This is a genomic window from Streptomyces sp. NPDC002057 (genome assembly GCF_040296665.1).
Taxonomy (GTDB): Bacteria; Actinomycetota; Actinomycetes; order Streptomycetales; family Streptomycetaceae; genus Streptomyces.
In genome coordinates this window covers 1-16584 of record NZ_JBEOXR010000005.1, presented here as the reverse complement: position 1 = coordinate 16584, position 16584 = coordinate 1, and the positions used below count along the sequence as shown (strand labels likewise).

General features: G+C 71.4%; 16 protein-coding genes and 1 rRNA gene. 3 read left to right on the top strand and 14 right to left on the bottom strand.

Annotated elements, in window-relative coordinates; all coding sequences use genetic code 11:
• Window positions 1–65 precede the first annotated feature (65 nt).
• The 5 genes from ABT129_RS05970 to ABT129_RS05950 form a co-directional block, all read right to left on the bottom strand.
• Window positions 66–1736, bottom strand: a complete 1671-nt coding sequence (locus tag ABT129_RS05970; protein WP_351897107.1) for a bifunctional uroporphyrinogen-III C-methyltransferase/uroporphyrinogen-III synthase — start codon at window positions 1734–1736, stop codon at window positions 66–68.
• On the bottom strand, window positions 1733–2719 hold the full coding sequence (gene hemC / locus ABT129_RS05965; protein ID WP_351897105.1) for a hydroxymethylbilane synthase: 987 nt from the start codon (window positions 2717–2719) through the stop codon (window positions 1733–1735). The genes ABT129_RS05970 and hemC overlap by 4 nt, the downstream gene beginning before the upstream one ends.
• The gene (locus ABT129_RS05960) at window positions 2716–4071 is read right to left on the bottom strand and encodes a glutamyl-tRNA reductase (RefSeq protein ID WP_351897103.1); all 1356 of its coding nucleotides are present in this window, start codon (window positions 4069–4071) and stop codon (window positions 2716–2718) included. The genes hemC and ABT129_RS05960 overlap by 4 nt, the downstream gene beginning before the upstream one ends.
• Complete coding sequence (locus tag ABT129_RS05955; RefSeq protein WP_351897101.1) at window positions 4068–4871, bottom strand: redox-sensing transcriptional repressor Rex; 804 nt, start codon at window positions 4869–4871, stop codon at window positions 4068–4070. Before ABT129_RS05955 ends, ABT129_RS05960 begins: the two co-directional genes overlap by 4 nt.
• A 272-nt stretch (window positions 4872–5143) precedes the next feature.
• Complete coding sequence (locus ABT129_RS05950) at window positions 5144–5425, bottom strand: glutaredoxin family protein (RefSeq protein ID WP_351897099.1); 282 nt, start codon at window positions 5423–5425, stop codon at window positions 5144–5146.
• A gap of 131 nt (window positions 5426–5556) precedes the next feature.
• Here ABT129_RS05950 and ABT129_RS05945 point away from each other — a divergent pair, with 131 nt between their 5' ends.
• The 3 genes from ABT129_RS05945 to ABT129_RS05935 all read left to right on the top strand — a co-directional run bounded on the left by ABT129_RS05945 (window position 5557) and on the right by ABT129_RS05935 (window position 9276).
• Window positions 5557–6504 carry an HAD family hydrolase gene (locus ABT129_RS05945; protein ID WP_351897096.1) on the top strand — a complete coding sequence of 316 codons (948 nt, stop codon included), beginning with the start codon at window positions 5557–5559 and terminating at the stop codon, window positions 6502–6504.
• 449 nt (window positions 6505–6953) lie between these two features.
• Window positions 6954–7739 carry an ECF subfamily RNA polymerase sigma factor, BldN family gene (locus tag ABT129_RS05940; RefSeq protein WP_189836021.1) on the top strand — a complete coding sequence of 262 codons (786 nt, stop codon included), beginning with the start codon at window positions 6954–6956 and terminating at the stop codon, window positions 7737–7739.
• Window positions 7740–8037: 298 nt separating this feature from the next.
• Window positions 8038–9276: a DUF5667 domain-containing protein gene (locus ABT129_RS05935; RefSeq protein WP_351897093.1), complete on the top strand. Its 1239-nt coding sequence runs from the start codon at window positions 8038–8040 to the stop codon at window positions 9274–9276.
• 76 nt (window positions 9277–9352) lie between these two features.
• Here ABT129_RS05935 and ABT129_RS05930 read toward each other — a convergent pair whose 3' ends face one another.
• The 9 genes from ABT129_RS05930 to rrf all read right to left on the bottom strand — a co-directional run bounded on the left by ABT129_RS05930 (window position 9353) and on the right by rrf (window position 16447).
• Entirely contained in the window at window positions 9353–10429 is a 1077-nt protein-coding gene (locus ABT129_RS05930) for a lysophospholipid acyltransferase family protein (protein ID WP_351897091.1), read from the bottom strand.
• Window positions 10430–10444: 15 nt separating this feature from the next.
• Entirely contained in the window at window positions 10445–11542 is a 1098-nt protein-coding gene (locus tag ABT129_RS05925) for an NAD-dependent epimerase/dehydratase family protein (protein WP_351897089.1), read from the bottom strand.
• Between the two features lie 136 nt (window positions 11543–11678).
• Entirely contained in the window at window positions 11679–11777 is a 99-nt protein-coding gene (locus ABT129_RS05920; RefSeq protein WP_003948845.1) for a 30S ribosomal protein bS22, read from the bottom strand.
• 165 nt (window positions 11778–11942) lie between these two features.
• The gene (locus ABT129_RS05915; RefSeq protein WP_015034391.1) at window positions 11943–12152 is read right to left on the bottom strand and encodes a helix-turn-helix domain-containing protein; all 210 of its coding nucleotides are present in this window, start codon (window positions 12150–12152) and stop codon (window positions 11943–11945) included.
• Window positions 12153–12279: 127 nt separating this feature from the next.
• Window positions 12280–13095, bottom strand: coding sequence for a phosphatase (locus ABT129_RS05910; protein ID WP_351897086.1), 816 nt, complete (start codon window positions 13093–13095; stop codon window positions 12280–12282).
• A 118-nt stretch (window positions 13096–13213) separates the two neighbouring features.
• Window positions 13214–14389, bottom strand: a complete 1176-nt coding sequence (locus tag ABT129_RS05905) for an acetoin utilization protein AcuC (protein ID WP_351897084.1) — start codon at window positions 14387–14389, stop codon at window positions 13214–13216.
• Window positions 14358–15572, bottom strand: a complete 1215-nt coding sequence (locus ABT129_RS05900; protein ID WP_351897082.1) for an MFS transporter — start codon at window positions 15570–15572, stop codon at window positions 14358–14360. Before ABT129_RS05900 ends, ABT129_RS05905 begins: the two co-directional genes overlap by 32 nt.
• A 43-nt stretch (window positions 15573–15615) precedes the next feature.
• Window positions 15616–16263 carry an HAD family hydrolase gene (locus tag ABT129_RS05895; protein WP_351897079.1) on the bottom strand — a complete coding sequence of 216 codons (648 nt, stop codon included), beginning with the start codon at window positions 16261–16263 and terminating at the stop codon, window positions 15616–15618.
• 67 nt (window positions 16264–16330) lie between these two features.
• Window positions 16331–16447 (bottom strand): 5S ribosomal RNA (gene rrf / locus ABT129_RS05890).
• Window positions 16448–16584 lie beyond the last annotated feature (137 nt).

The following is a 16584-nucleotide window of genomic DNA, read 5'->3' as shown; positions in this document are numbered from 1 at the left end:
ACGCGAAGGGGCGGGGCCCGAAAGGCCCCGCCCCGAGTACCGCCCAGGTCGTGCGACAGCACCGCCTAGGTCGTGCGACGCCTCCGCGCCCCCGGCCGCCGCTCGCTGGGCCGCGTCACCGGATCGCCCGCCTCCAGGGCAGACTCCCGTCGCCGCGTCCCGAAGTCCGCGAGCGCCTCCGCCAGCTTGTGCACGGACGGCTCGGGCGAGAGCACGTCCACGCGCAGCCCGTGCTCCTCGGCGGTCTTCGCCGTGGCGGGACCGATGCACGCGATGACGGTCACGTTGTGCGGCTTGCCGGCGATGCCGACCAGGTTCCGCACGGTGGAGGACGACGTGAAGAGCACCGCGTCGAACCCGCCGCCCTTGATCGCCTCCCGCGTGTCCGCCGGCGGCGGCGAAGCCCGTACGGTCCGGTAGGCGGTGACGTCGTCGACCTCCCACCCGAGCTCGATGAGGCCCGCGACCAGCGTCTCCGTGGCGATGTCGGCCCGCGGCAGGAAGACGCGGTCGATCGGGTCGAAGACCGGGTCGTACGGAGGCCAGTCCTCCAGGAGTCCGGCGGCGGACTGCTCACCGCTGGGCACCAGGTCCGGCTTCACACCGAAGTCGACGAGCGCGGCGGCGGTCTGCTCGCCGACCGCGGCGACCTTGATCCCGGCGAAGGCGCGCGCGTCGAGCCCGTACTCCTCGAACTTCTCCCGCACCGCCTTGACCGCGTTGACCGAGGTGAAGGCGATCCACTCGTACCGCCCGGTGACCAGGCCCTTGACCGCGCGCTCCATCTGCTGAGGGGTGCGCGGCGGCTCGACGGCGATGGTCGGCACCTCGTGCGGCACGGCGCCGTACGAACGCAGCTGGTCGGAGAGCGAGGCGGACTGCTCCTTGGTGCGCGGTACGAGGACGCGCCAGCCGAAGAGGGGCTTCGACTCGAACCACGACAGCTGGTCCCGCTGCGCCGGGGCGCTGCGCTCGCCGACCACGGCTATGACCGGCCGGTGGCCCTCGGGCGAGGGGAGGACCTTGCCCTGCTTGAAGACCTGGGCGATGGTGCCGAGGGTGGCGTTCCAGGTCCGCTGGCGGGTGGTGGTGCCGGCGATGGTGACGGTGAGCGGGGTGTCCGGCTTACGGCCTGCCGCCACCAGTTCACCGGCGGCCGCCGCCACCGAGTCGAGCGAGGTGGAGACGACGACGGTGCCGTCGGAGGCGCCGACCTCGGTCCAGCACCGCTCGTCGGCGGTGCGGGCGTCGACGAAGCGCACGTCGGTGCCCTGGGCGTCGCGGAGCGGGACACCGGCGTACGCGGGTACGCCGACGGCCGTGGCGACACCGGGGACGACCTCGAAGGGGATGCCCTCGGCGGCGCAGACGAGCATCTCGGCTCCCGCGTTCCCGTCGAGGCCGGGGTCGCCGGTCACCGCTCGGACGACCCGCCTGCCGCCCCTCGCGGCCTCCATGACAAGATTGGCCGCGTCCCTCAACACGGGGACACCGGCGGTTGTTGACGCCTCGTCAACAACCGTCAGCTCCGGCGTGCTCACCCCCGCGCGCGCGTGGCCGCGAACGACTTCGAGGACCTCCGGCTCGGCGATCAGGACATCCGCTCCGGCGAGGGCCTCCACGGCCCTGAGGGTCAGGAGACCGGGGTCACCGGGGCCTGCGCCGAGGAATGTGACGTGCCCATGGCCCGCGAAGGCCGGGGACAGCGGGCTGGTGGTCGGGCTGGTGGGGTTCAAAGTGCTCGCTCCCCCATAAGACCGGCCGCACCCTTGGCGAGCATCTCGTCCGCGAGTTCGCGTCCGAGCGCCATGGCCTCGTCGTGCGAGGTGGGTACGGGTCCGGTGGTGGACAGCTGCACCAGCGTCGAGCCGTCGGTGGTGCCGACGACGCCGCGCAGGCGCATTTCGGTGACAACCTGCCCGTGACCGGGGTCGTCGGCCAACAGGTCGGCCAGCGCACCCACGGGTGCGGAGCAGCCGGCCTCAAGGGCGGCGAGCAGGGATCGCTCGGCGGTCACGGCGGCCCGCGTGTGCGGGTCGTCGAGCGCGGCGAGCGTGGCGACGAGCGCGGCGTCGGACGCCGGGCACTCGATCGCCAGGGCCCCCTGGCCGGGGGCGGGCAGGACGGAGTCGACCGACAGGTGGTCGAGCGACAGGGAGCCGGTGAGCTCCTCCGTACCGCCGATGCGGTTGAGGCCCGCCGCGGCGAGGACCACCGCGTCGAGTTCTCCGCTGCGCACGTAGCCGACCCGGGTGTCGATGTTCCCCCGGATCGGGACGCAGGTGATCTCCAGGCCGTGGCTGCGGGCGTACGCGTGGAGCTGGGCCATGCGTCGCGGCGAGCCGGTGCCGACCCGGGCGCCCTTGGGCAGCCGGTCGAGCGTCAGGCCGTCGCGGGCGATCAGCACGTCGCGCGGGTCCTCGCGCTCCGGGATCGCGGCCAGCACCAGGTCGGGATGGAGCGTGGTCGGCAGGTCCTTCAGGGAGTGGACGGCGAAGTCCACCTCGCCGGCGAGCAGCGCGTCACGCAGGGCGGCGACGAAGACGCCGGTGCCGCCGATCTGCGCGAGGTGCTCCCGGGAGGTGTCCCCGTACGTCGTGATCTCCACGAGCTCGACGGGCCGGCCGGTCAGCCGCCGGACGGCGTCGGCCACGTGCCCGGACTGGGCCAGGGCGAGCTTGCTGCGCCTGGTCCCGAGCCTCAGTGCCCTCTCGGTCATACTCGCCCTCGGTTCTTGACGTCGGCGTCATTCAGGTCGGCCCGGCTGACGGATGCGACCGTCTCCGGGTCGAGGTCGAAGAGTGTCCGCAGCGCGTCCGCGTACCCGGCGCCGCCGGGCTCGCTGGCCAGCTGCTTGACCCGCACGGTCGGCGCGTGCAGGAGCTTGTCGACCACGCGTCGCACGGTCTGGGTGATCTCGGCGCGCTGCTTCTCGTCGAGGCCGGGCAGCCGGCCCTCGAGCCGGGCGACCTCGCCGGCCACCACGTCGGCGGCCATGGTGCGCAGCGCGACGACGGTGGGGGTGATGTGGGCGGCGCGCTGGGCGGCGCCGAAGGCGGCGACCTCGTCGGAGACGATGCCGCGCACCTGGTCGACGTCGGCGGCCATGGGGGCGTCGGCGGAGGCCTCGGCGAGCGACTCGATGTCGACGAGCCGGACTCCGGGGACCCGGTGGGCGGCGGCGTCGATGTCGCGGGGCATGGCGAGGTCGAGCAGGGCGAGCGGGGTGCGGCGGCCCTGTACGGCGGTCTCCACGTCGTCGCCGGTGAGGACGAGTCCGGTGGCGCCGGTGCAGGAGACGACGACGTCGGCACGTGTCAGTTCGTCGCCGACGGCAACCATCTCGACCGCGTGGGCGGCCACGCCCGTTCCCCCGGCCTCGCCCAGGATCTGGGCGAGCCGCTCGGCGCGGGCGAGGGTGCGGTTGGCGATGACGATCTCGGAGACGCCGGAGCGCGCGAGCGTGGCGGCGGCGAGCGAGGACATCGAGCCGGCGCCGATGACGAGCGCCTTCTTGCCCTTGGCCCAGGTGTCGACGTCGGTGCCGTCGGCGAGCTGCTCCAGTCCGAAGGTGACGAGCGACTGCCCGGCCCGGTCGATCCCGGTCTCGCTGTGGGCGCGCTTGCCGACCCTCAGGGCCTGCTGGAACAGGTCGTTGAGGAGGCGGCCGGCGGTGTGCAGTTCCTGGCCGAGGGCGAGGGCGTCCTTGATCTGGCCGAGGATCTGGCCCTCGCCGACGACCATGGAGTCGAGTCCGCAGGCCACCGAGAAGAGGTGGTGGACGGCCCGGTCCTCGTAGTGCACGTAGAGATAGGGGGTGAGCTCGTCCAGGCCGACGCCGCTGTGCTGGGCGAGGAGCGTGGACAGCTCGGCGACACCGGCGTGGAACTTGTCCACGTCGGCGTAGAGCTCGATGCGGTTGCAGGTGGCGAGGACGGTGCCCTCGGCGGCCGGTTCGGCGGCGAGGGTGTCCTGGAGGAGCTTGGCCTGGGTGTCCGCCGACAGCGCGGCCCGCTCCAGGATGGAGACCGGGGCGCTGCGGTGGCTGAGGCCGACGACGAGGAGACTCATGCCGGCATCACGGCGGGGACGTCCCCGTCGGGTCCCTTGCGGCCGGTGCCGGTGGCGCCGCGGGGGGCGGGCGGTGCGGCGGGCGCGGCGGCCTCCGCCTCGGCGCCCGGGTCCGTACCGGTCTCGGCGTTCGACTCCTCGCCGGCCTTCCGCTGCTCGTGGAAGGCGAGGATCTGCAGCTCGATGGAGAGGTCGACCTTGCGCACGTCCACGCCGTCGGGCACGGAGAGCACGGTCGGGGCGAAGTTCAGGATGGAGGTGACTCCGGCGGCCACCAGCCGGTCGCAGACCTGCTGGGCGACGCCGGCCGGGGTCGCGATGACGCCGATGGAGACGCCGTCCTCCTCGATGATCTTCTCGAGTTCGTCGCTGTGCTGCACGGGGATCCCGGCGACGGGCCTGCCGGTCATGGCGGGGTCGGCGTCGATCAGCGCGGCGACCCGGAAGCCACGGGAGGCGAAGCCGCCGTAGCCGGCGAGCGCGGCGCCGAGGTTACCGATGCCGACGATGACGACCGGCCAGTCCTGGGTGAGCCCCAGCTCGCGGGAGATCTGGTAGACGAGGTACTCGACGTCGTACCCGACACCGCGGGTGCCGTAGGAGCCGAGGTAGCTGAAGTCCTTGCGCAGCTTCGCGGAGTTGACCCCGGCCGCGGCCGCGAGCTCCTCGGAGGAGACCGTGGGTACGGAGCGCTCCGAGAGCGCGGTGAGTGCGCGGAGATACAGCGGAAGCCGGGCGACGGTGGCCTCGGGAATTCCTCGGCTACGGGTCGCCGGTCGGTGAGTTCGGCCAGTTGCCACGGTGCTCCTGCGGGATGAGCGGGGCTGCAGGCGGCCATATGTCCCAAGACCGCCCCGTCGAATGCAGGCTATGTCTTTGTGAACGCGTGCACAAAGATGGTGTCCGTTTTGTCTGCCCAAAGTGACCGGGGTCACGCGGCTGGTTCGTATCGTCACGGAACCGCGAAGGGGGTCAGCGCGTTGAGAACCCAAAGGGGGCAAAATCGCACACACTCCTCACGACACGACCCCCGAAGCCCAACAAAACGTCCATGATGGTAACCGTCTTTCGGTCACGCACCCAGTTCGCGCCGGAGCCGCTCGGCGTCGACACGCCAGAAGGTGTGCTGTTCGCCGTCGACGAGGACGACGGGAATCTGCTCCCAGTACGCCCGGTGGAGCTCCTCGTCCCGGGTGATGTCCTTCTCCTCCCAGCGCGCCCCCGTCTCCGCGCACACGGCCTCCACGACCGCGCGGGCGTCGTCGCACAGATGGCATCCCGGCTTGCCGATGAGCGTCACGGTGCGCGCCCCGGCGTCCGTCTTCTTCTTCGTCCGTCCGAACATGGCGTCCATTCTGTCCCGTCGGCCGCGCCGAGCACCGCTCCGGCGGGACGGGACCCGATTAACAGGGGAGCCCCGCAGTGTTCACGCCCCGGCATCGTCACAAGTCAGGAAGTTCCGAACAGACTGGCTATGCTCACGACATGGCCGCTCTGGGATGGCTCACCCCTCGTAGGCGCTCCGCCACCGCGCGCAGCGTCCTCGCAGGCGAGGCCGCTGCCGAGGCAGCGCGCAAGTCCTCGCTCCAGCTGGAACAGGAGCGGGAGGAGGCGGCCGCGGAGGCCGAGGCTCCGGTCGAACCCGAGTTCCCGGTCGTCGGCGACGTGCGGGCCGCGGCCTTCTTCGACCTCGACAACACGGTGATGCAGGGCGCCTCGATCTTCCACCTCGGCCGGGGGCTGTACAAGCGGAAGTTCTTCCAGCGCCGCGAGCTCGCCCGCTTCGCCTGGCAGCAGGCCTGGTTCCGGCTCGCCGGCATCGAGGACCCCGAGCACATGCAGGACGCCCGCGACAGCGCCCTGTCCATCGTCAAGGGCCACCGCGTCTCCGAACTGACGAGCATCGGCGAGGAGATCTACGACGAGTACATGGCCGACCGCATCTGGCCCGGCACCCGTGGCCTCGCCCAGGCGCACCTGGACGCGGGCCAGAAGGTCTGGCTGGTCACGGCCGCCCCGGTCGAGACGGCCACGATCATCGCCCGCCGGCTCGGCCTGACCGGCGCGCTCGGCACGGTCGCCGAGTCCGTCGACGGCGTCTACACCGGCAAGCTGGTCGGCGAGCCCCTGCACGGACCGGCGAAGGCCGAGGCCGTTCGGGCCCTCGCCGCCGCCGAGGGGCTCGACCTGAGCCGCTGCGCCGCGTACAGCGACTCGCACAACGACATCCCGATGCTCTCGCTCGTCGGGCACCCGTACGCGATCAACCCGGACACCAAGCTCCGCAAGCACGCGAAGGCCCGGGACTGGCGGCTGCGCGACTACCGGACCGGCCGCAAGGCGGCCAAGGTCGGCATCCCCGCCGCGGCGGGCCTCGGGGCGCTGGCCGGCGGCACGGCCGCCGCGGTCGCCCTGCACCGCCGCCGCCACTGACCCCGGCCACCCCCTGCTCCCCCGCGAGGCGCCTCGGCGCGCCCGGAGGATCTGCCGATACGTTTCGGCTGCGATCATCTGCGACAACCCCGGACCAGGCGGCCTCACCCATCCGTGGTCGAACAGCACCGCACAGGTCGACTCACCGGCATTCGGGGCTCCTTACCCCGCAGCGGCCCCGATCACTCACCGGTCCCGCACTTGAGCACAACGCAACGCCCGCGCTGTCACAGTCGGAAGCAAATCGATCAACAACCGGTCACAAACTGTGCCTTGATGCGACTACAAGCAGTAACAGAACGGTCGGAACCGGTGATTTGAGCAACTGGGTGTAGCGCTGCCTGTACGAAGCGTTATTCTCCTCAGACGCACAAAGGACCCCTCACGTCGTCACGACGGGTGAACGGTCCCGCACTGCACGTGATGGAAGCTCTGCCTCTGGGAGTCCCGTGTACCCACACGTCGGGGTTGACACCTCGGGCCTGGCTACGCTGCGCGCAACGGTCCTCGACCACTTGCGCGGCTTCGTCCCCACCGCGTACGCCGGCCCTGTCCCCGCATTCGCCTTCGCCGCCCCGGCACCCGCCGGCCCTTGCTATGCCCTGGCCGACGGCAGCGCCGCCGTGGGCAGACGCGGTGCCCGCTCCGGAACCTCGACCCCCGCCCGCCGCCCCACCGCCGACAGCGACAGCGCTCGCATGATGGACCTGGTCGAGCGCGCCCAGGCGGGCGAGGCCGAGGCCTTCGGCCGCCTGTACGACCAGTACAGCGACACGGTCTACCGCTACATCTACTACCGCGTCGGCGGGAAGGCGACAGCGGAGGACCTGACCAGCGAGACGTTCCTGCGCGCCCTGCGCCGGATCTCCACCTTCACCTGGCAGGGCCGCGACTTCGGCGCCTGGCTCGTCACCATCGCCAGGAACCTGGTCGCCGACCACTTCAAGTCCAGCCGCTTCCGGCTGGAGGTCACCACCGGCGAGATGCTCGACGCCAACGAGGTCGAGCGCAGCCCGGAGGACTCCGTCCTGGAGTCCCTCTCCAACGCCGCACTCCTCGACGCCGTCCGCCGCCTCAACCCCCAGCAGCAGGAGTGTGTGACCCTGCGCTTCCTCCAGGGCCTCTCGGTCGCCGAGACCGCCCGGGTCATGGGGAAGAACGAGGGGGCCATCAAGACCCTCCAGTACCGGGCCGTCCGCACCCTGGCCCGGCTCCTCCCGGACGACGCCCGCTGACCGGTCCGCGCCCCCCACACGCGCCCCCACACCCCGGTCCGCGCCCCTGCGGCCGTCCCTCCCCCCACGCCCCCACGACCCCCGCCCAACTCACAGTCGGTGACGCCTCGATGACGCACTGGTCCGATCATCTTTCGCGCGTAACCCAAGTGCCGCGCCGCTCGTTGTGCGGGATGCAGGCTCCCTGTGGACACGCCATGTCCGCAGCCACTCACTCTTTCGTGTGGATGCGCTCAAGGTGTGCAACCTTCCGGACACCCCGGGGAGTCGACCGTCATGACGAGAGGAGGTGCCGCCAGTGATCGCGAACGTATCGGCGCACCGGCGGGCGAACGCCTTCGCCCAAGCCATGGAGGACCGGGCGTCCGAGGACGCGGCGGCCGAGCAGCCCGAGGCCCCGGCCGAACCGGCCGAGCAGGGGCGGCTGTTGGCCTTGGCGAACGGCCTCGGCGAACTGCCGAAGCCACAGCTCGACCCCGAGGTCAAGGTGGTGCAACGAGCGCAGCTCGTCGCCGCCATGGAAGCGATGCTCATGGAGGGGAGCGCGGCCGCGGGACCAACGGTGCCCGAGCAGCGCACCTCCGGCGGCAAGGGAGCCCACCGGGCGTCCCCGCTGCGGAAACTGCGTCCCCGCTCACGCTGGTCGAAGGGGCTCGCCGCCGGCGGCCTCACGGTCGGCGTCGCGGCGGGCGCGTTCGGCGGCGTGGCGGCCGCCAGCTCCGACGCGCTTCCGGGTGACTCGCTCTACGGGCTCAAGCGAGGCATGGAAGACATCAAGCTGGGGATGGCGGACGACGACGCGGACCGCGGCGGCATCTACCTCGACCAGGCGTCCACCCGCCTCAGCGAGGCGCGCCGACTCATGGAGCGAGGTCGCACGGGCGACCTCGACCACGAGTCCCTCACCGAGATCCGCCGGGTCCTCGGCGGAATGAAGCACGACGCCAGCGAGGGCCACCGCCTGCTCCGTCAGGCGTACGACCGGGACGGAAAGATCGCCCCGATGGCCCGGCTCAACTCCTTCGCCCAGGCCCACCGGGACACCTGGAACGGCCTCCGCGACCGTCTCCCCGTCCAGCTGGCGGACGTCGGCAGCGAGGTGACACACGTCTTCGACGCCATGGACGATGACGTCGAACCGCTCCAGTCGGTGCTCCCCCGCACCCCGGAGAAGGGCGCGATCGGCTCGGAGAGCCCCAGCGGCAGCCCCAGCGCACCGAGGAACCCCCAGGGCACGGACACCCAGCGTCCGCCGTCCGCCGACGAGGCTCCTCCCTCGGGCAGCCACTCCGCACCGCCCCGCCCGTCCGGCCCCAGCACGGGCACCAGCCCGAGCGCGGACAGCGGCACCGACTCACCGGAGGACGACGGCATCCTCGGCGGCAGCGCCGGCGGACTGCTCAAGCCCTCCCCGACCGGGACACCGACGGTTCCGTCCGGCGGCCAGGCGCCGCCCGACGTGCCCGACGTGACTCTTCCGCCACTCCTGCCGGGCCTGCTTCCAGGCCTCGGCATCGACAGCGAGGACGCTCGCTGACAAGGAGAAGGGGCGCCCCCACGGACGGGGGGCGCCCCTTCTTCCTTCACCCGCTCGGACTCCCCCGCCGCTCCCCTCAGAAGAAGACCGACCGCCGCTGCACCAGCAGCTTGTAGAGCGTGTGCTGGATCTGCTCCCGCACCTGATCCGTCAGGTTGAACATCAGCATCGGGTCCTCCGCCGCCTCCGGCGCGTACGAGTCCGTCGGGATCGGCTCCCCGAACTGGATCGTCCACTTCGTCGGCAGCGGCAGCGCCCCGAGCGGCCCCAGCCACGGGAAGGTCGGGGTGAGCGGGAAGTAGGGGAAACCGAGCACCCGTGCCAGCGTCTTGGCGTTCCCGATCATCGGGTATATCTCCTCGGCCCCGACGATCGAGCAGGGCACGATCGGCACCCCGGCCCGCAGCGCCGTCGAGACGAATCCGCCCCGGCCGAACCGCTGGAGCTTGTACCGCTCCCCGAAGGGCTTCCCGATCCCCTTGAAGCCCTCCGGCATCACGCCGACGATCTCACCGGCGCGCAGCAGCCTCTCCGCGTCCTCCGCGCACGCCAGCGTGTGTCCCGCCTTGCGGGCCAGCTCGTTGACGACCGGCAGGACGAAGACCAGGTCGGCGGCGAGCAGCCGCAGGTGGCGCCCGGCCGGATGGTGGTCGTGGACGGCGACCTGCATCATCAGCCCGTCCAGCGGCAGGGTCCCCGAGTGGTTGGCGACGATCAGCGCCCCGCCCTCGGCCGGGATGTTCTCGACGCCCTTCACCTCGACCCGGAAGTACTTCTCGTACAGCGGGCGGATCAGCGACATCAGGACCTGGTCGGTGAGCTCCTCGTCGTAGCCGAACTCGTCGACCTCGTAGTCGCCGGTGACCCGGCGCCGCAGGAACGCCAGCCCGCCCGCGAGCCGCCGCTCCCAGCCGCCGCCCCGGGCACCGGCCTCGGCCGCCGCCCCGGAGCCCGCGTCGGCACCGCTCGCCGCACCGGCCTCCGGAGCGGTCCCGGCACCCTGGACACCCTCCCGGGCCCCCTGCGGCTCCTGGGGGCCCTGCTGCGGCCCTGGCAGGGCCCGTACGGCCGCCGCCTCGCCGTCGGTGCGGCCGGGCCGTCGCCGGGCCCGCGACCGGTCGTCGTCGAACGGAATGACCTTGGCGTCCGCCATCGCTGTCCGGTCTCCTCAGGCGCCGTCGTGAACGGGATGAACAGGTGAAGCAGATGAAGCGGGAGGGACGGCCGGCCGGGCCGTCGCCGGGGCGAGACGCCCCGCGATCCGGTCCACCGCCCCGGCGAGCATCTCCGGCGGCAGCAGCCCCGGCCCGCGGCCGCGTACGAAGTCGGCGAAGGCCTCCGCCGTGGTGTAGCGCGTCGAGAACCCGAGGACCTCGCGCGTCTGCGCCGTCGACACGACCCGGCCGTGGGTGAGCAGCCGGATCTGCTCGGGCGCGAAGTCGGTGATCCCGACCGTGCGCAGCGCCGTCCCCACCCAGGTGACCGCCGGCAGCAGCACCGGCACCGTCGGGCGGCCGAGCCGCCGCGCGCACTGGGAGAGCAGCAGCACCCCGTCCCCGGCCACGTTGAAGGTGCCGCTGTTCAGGGTGGCCCTGCGGGGCTCGTGCGCCGCCAGGCGCAGCACGTCGATGACGTCGTCCTCGTGGACGAACTGCAGTCTCGGGTCGTACCCCAGGACGGTCGGCAGGATCGGCAGCGCCAGGTACTCGGCCAGCGGCGAGTCGATCCGCGGCCCGAGGATGTTCGCGAACCGCAGCACGCACACGGCCACGTCCGGGCGACGCCGGGCGAAGCCCCGTACGTACCCCTCGACCTCGACGGCGTCCTTCGCGAAGCCCCCGCTGGGCAGCGACTTCGCGGGCGTCGTCTCGGTGAAGACCGCCGGGTCGCGGGGCGCGGAGCCGTAGACGCTCGTACTGGACTTGATCACGAGCCGACTGATCCGCGGCGACTTCTGGCAGGCCCCGAGGAGCTGCATGGTGCCGATGACGTTGGTCTCCTTGACCGACGTACGGCCGCCGCCGCCGAGCGCGATACCGGTGACGTCCAGATGGACCACCGTGTCGACGTCGTGCTCGGCGAGGACCTTGGCGATCTCCGGCCGGCGGATGTCCGCCCGTACGAACTCGGCGGCGCCGAGCTGGTGCGCCGGGTCGACCGCGTCCACCGCGATGACCCGCTCCACCTCCGGATCCCGCTGGATCCGCCGCACGAAGCGGCCCCCGAGATACCGGGCGGCACCGGTGACGAGCACGACCTTGCCCAAGATCAGCGCCTTCCGTCCGTCTTCCGTTGGTCGCCACCGTAGCGCCTCAAGATTTCCGCGCAAATAAAACGTGGCCCTTCACCGCGAACGGTGAAGGGCCACGCCTGGCGCGAAATGCTGCGGTGCAGCGGTCGCCTTACTTCTTGTTGCGACGCTGAACGCGCGTGCGCTTCAGCAGCTTGCGGTGCTTCTTCTTCGCCATCCGCTTGCGCCGCTTCTTGATAACAGAGCCCACGACTACCCTCGCTCACTTCTCGGAACATCCCCGCCTCCCGGCGGGGATCGGTGCGGGGCGTCTGGGCCCACACGACCTACGTCGGCCTAGCCTACCGTCCCGAGCACTCCGCTTGTAATCCGAGGGACATACGGAGCTTTCCCGGCGTTGTTCGCCGCGCTCGCGCTACGCGGTCCCCACCCCCACGAAGGACTCCCGCAGGTACTCGTGAACCGCCTGTTCCGGCACCCGGAAGGACCTGCCCACCCGGATCGCCGGCAGATGACCGCTGTGCACCAAGCGGTACACGGTCATCTTGGACACGCGCATCACCGAGGCGACTTCCGCCACGGTCAGAAACTTGACCTCGTTGAGAGGTCGTTCGCCAGCAGCCATGACCCACCTGTACCTTCCGCCGCGACGCCCACCGGCTTCCCCTCCGGTGACTCTTCGTCGCCGAGCGCTCACTCTCCAGACTAGGGGCGGGTGGTACGAGTGGGGAAGAGGAGCTACCACCAGCCGTTTACCGTGACAGACACGCTCGATTGAGTACATAGCGAGTCAGCGGACGGTAGTAGTCCGAGCGCACGCCGTCATCAAGCGGAACGGCCACCGACACCTGCCCCTCCGCCTCACCGACGAACAGCGCCGGATCATCCGTATCGGCGAGACCGATGGCCTCGATACCCAGCTGACCTGCCCCGCAGACCCATCCGTGGTCCCCCACCACGAGCTCCGGCAGCGGCCCGCCGCCCTCGGCCGCGCTCTCCAGGGCGGCCCTAACCGGCAGCGGGGAGTGGGAGTGCGCCCCCGGCTCGCGCCCGCCCCCTGACGGCCCCGGCTCTCGCACCAGTGCGACCCCCCGGACGTAGTCGAGAAGGTACGTGCGTACGCCGAACCGGGTCGTTATGTCGACACATCGCCCCTGCGCCGGGGTGAGAACAAGACATCCCGCCGCCGACAAAGCGTCTGCGAGAGCGACGTAGAAACCGAGCAGACGGTGCGGATGACCCGTCCCGATGAGCACCGGAACCCGCCGCGCCGCCGCCGCCCCCAACCGATCCGCGAAGGCGTCGAGCCCCCTCAACGTACGCTCGGGATCGATGACATCGGGCCCCGACCGGTGCTCCGGATCGTCCGACACCCCGCATTTGTCGGCCATCAACCGCAGCAGATCGGCCTCACCCCACCCCCACGTGGGATCGAGCCCCAGGAGCACCCGCGGATCACGCGCGGCGAAGAGCCGATAGCTCCGCAGACTCTCCTCCCGCGACGTCGCCACCGTGCCCGCCAACCCCGCCGCCAACAGATGCGCCCGCAGCGCTCCGGTACTCAACACCCTCCCGATGCTGCCGGAACCCCCCTCCCCCGGAGCCGAAACCCCCGGGACACCGCACAGTCGGCGTAACGCCCACCGGAACGATCCGGAGCTGCCCCCACTCAGGCGGCCGCTTCCTCTAGGCGAGCAGTCCCCGCAACGGAAAGGCCGCCTTCCGCGTCGCGAGCACCGCCTGGTCCAGCCGGTCCGCCGGGTCGTACCCCTCGGACCACTCGGGGAAGCCCACCGGCCACCGCCCGTCCGTCATCCGCAGGGGCCCCGGCTGCCGGGTCCGCGCGTACGCCTCGTCCCGCCAGGACGACGGGATCACCGACTCCGGATCCACCGGAGCGTGCGCCGCGATCCCCACCAGATGCGTCCACGACCGCGGTACGACGTCCACCACCGCGTATCCGCCGCCGCCCAGGGCCAGCCAGCGCCCGTCGGCGTACTCGTGCGCCAGCTCGTGACAGGCCTCCTGGACCGCCCGCTGCGCGTCCAGCGACACCGCCAGATGGGCCAGCGGGTCCTCGAAGTGCGTGTCGGCCCCGTGCTGCGTGACGAGCACCTGCGGCCGGAAGTCCGCGATCAGCTCCGGCACCACCGCGTGGAAGGCCCGCAGCCACCCGGCGTCGCCCGTCCCGGCCGGCAGGGCCACGTTCACGGCCCCGCCCTCGCCCGGCCCGGCCGCGCCCGTCTCCTCCGGCCACCCCGTCTGCGGGAAGAGCGTCCGCGGATGCTCGTGCAGCGAGACCGTCAGCACCCGGGGGTCCTCCCAGAACGCCGCCTGCACCCCGTCCCCGTGGTGCACGTCCACATCCACGTACGCGACCCGCTCCGCGCCCAGTTCGAGCAGCCGGGCGATCGCCAGCGAGGCGTCGTTGTAGATGCAGAACCCCGAGGCCGCCCCCGGCATCGCGTGGTGCAGACCGCCCGCGAAGTTCACCGCGTGCGCGGCCTCCCCGCGCCACACGGCCTCCGCCGCGCCCACGGACTGGCCGGCGATCAGCGCCGACACCTCGTGCATCCCGGCGAACGCCGGATCGTCGACCGTACCGAGCCCGTACGCCTGGTCGGCGCGGCGCGGATCCGCCGACGCGGCCCGCACCGCCGCCACGTAGTCCTCGCGGTGGACGAGCCGCAGCGTCGAGTCCCCGGCGGGCTTCGCCGCGACCACGTCGACCGCCCGGTCGAGCCCGTAGGCCCGCACCAGCGACATCGTCAGCGCGAGCCGTACCGGATCCATCGGATGCTCGGACCCGAAGTCGTACTGCGTGACAGCTTCATCCCACATCAACAGTGCGCGGCCGCTCATGCCCGCCACCGTATCGGGCCGCTCGCGCACCGAACGACGTGGCGTACACCACCGTCACGAGGACCAGCACCATCGGCACCAGCATGGCCCCCCGATAGCTCCAGCCGTCCCCGAGCGCCCCCACCAGGGGCGACCCGATGAGGAATCCGACGTAGTTGAAGACGTTGAGCCGCGCCACCGCCGCGTCGCTCGCCCCCGGACCGTGGTTCTCGTACGCCAGCCGCCCCGCCGCCGCGAAGGTCTGCGGCACGATCACGCTCAGCCCGAGCCCGAGCACCGTGAACCCGGCGATCCCCGCCCAGGCCCCCGGCGCCACCGCCACCACCGCGAACCCGAGCGCGGCGAGCACGGCCCCGGCCCGCACGACCACCGCGGCCCCCAGCCGCCGCACCCCGAAGTCCCCCACGGCCCGCCCGAGGAGCGTCGTCACCATGTACGCGTTGTACGGCACGGTCGCCACCTCCTCCGAGCTGCCCAGCACGTCCTGGAGGTACTTGGCACTCCAGTTGGAGACGGTGGAGTCCCCGATGTACGCGAAGGTCATCACCAGACAGAGCGGCAGCAGCAGCTTGAAGGCGACACCGCTCCCCTTGCTCTCCCCCACCGCCACGGCGGGCGCGTCGCCGCCGGCCGCGTACCACCGGCTCCCGAGGAGCGCGAGGGGCAGCAGCACCGCCACCACCGGCAGGTACGACACGAACAGCGACAGCTGCCAGTGGGCCCCCACCCAGGCGAGCGAGGCCCCGACGATCCCCCCGAGGCTGTACGAGGCGTGGAAGCCGAGCATGATGCTCCGCCCGTACGCCCGCTGGAGGCTGACGCCCAGCATGTTCATGGAGGCGTCCAGGGCACCGACCGCGAGCCCGAAGAGCCCCAGGGCGACGGCCGCCTGCCAGAGCTCCGATCCCGTGCCCACGGCGAGCAGCGACAGGAGGACGAACGGCTGAGCCCACCGCAGCACCACCGCGGAGCCCACCCTGGCCACGACCTTCTCGGTCACGACGCTCGCCACCCCGGCGAGGATCGGCACGGCGGCCAGGAAGGCGGGCAGCAGCCCGTCCGAGATCCCGTACCGGTCCTGGATCGCCGGTATTCGGGTCACGAGCAGGGCGAAGGTGACCCCCTGCACGAAGAAGCTGACCGCCAGGGATCCCCGCCCACGCCGCAACCGCGCATCCGTCATGGCGGCACAGCGTAGGGCCGGAACCTACCGGGGGGTAGATGGATCACAGTCCCAATATCGCCGGCAGCTCGTCCATGCTCCGGAAGAACCCTTCGGCCCCGGCGAGCTTCTTCTCGGGCGTCATCGCGGTGAACCCGTACACGTCCATCCCGGCCGCCACCGCCGCCTCCACCCCGAGCGCGCTGTCCTCGACGACCACACACCGCTCGGGCGCCACCCCCATCCGCGCGGCGGCGTGGAGGAACAGGTCGGGCGACGGCTTGCCGCGACCGACGTCCTCGGCGCTGAAGACGATCTCGTCCCGGAACAGGCCGTCGAGCCCGGTCTTCCGGTGCCCCACCCGAATCCGCTCATGGCTTCCGGAGGAGGCCACACAGTACGGAACCCCGGCGCCGGCCAGCTGCTCGACCACCTCGGCCGCCCCGGGCACGGCCTCCAGCTCGGCCTGGAACGCGGCGAACACCCGCCCGTGGAAGGTCTCGTCGAACTCCGCCGGCAACCGCTGCCCGCTCCGCTCCTCGACGAGCTCGTGAATGCGGTGCATGGCCGACCCCATGTAGTCACGCACCGATTCCTCGTACGTGGTGGGGTGCCCGAGCTCCGTCAGATAGCCGGCCAACAGCGTGTTGGAAATCGGCTCGCTGTCCACGAGCACACCGTCGTTGTCAAAGATGACCAGGTCGTAGCGCATGCGCCCAGCTTAGAACGCAAAAATGCCTCAACCCCCGGACAGAGTCCGGGGGTTGAGGCTAAAAATTGTTCGGCGGCGTCCTACTCTCCCACAGGGTCCCCCCTGCAGTACCATCGGCGCTGAAAGGCTTAGCTTCCGGGTTCGGAATGTAACCGGGCGTTTCCCTAACGCTATGACCACCGAAACTCTATGAAGTTAACCAACCGGAAATCGGCACAGTTCGTTACTTCAGAACTAACACAGTGGACGCGAGCAACTGAGGACAAGCCCTCGGCCTATTAGTACCGGTCAGCTCCACCCATTACTGGGCTTCCACATCCG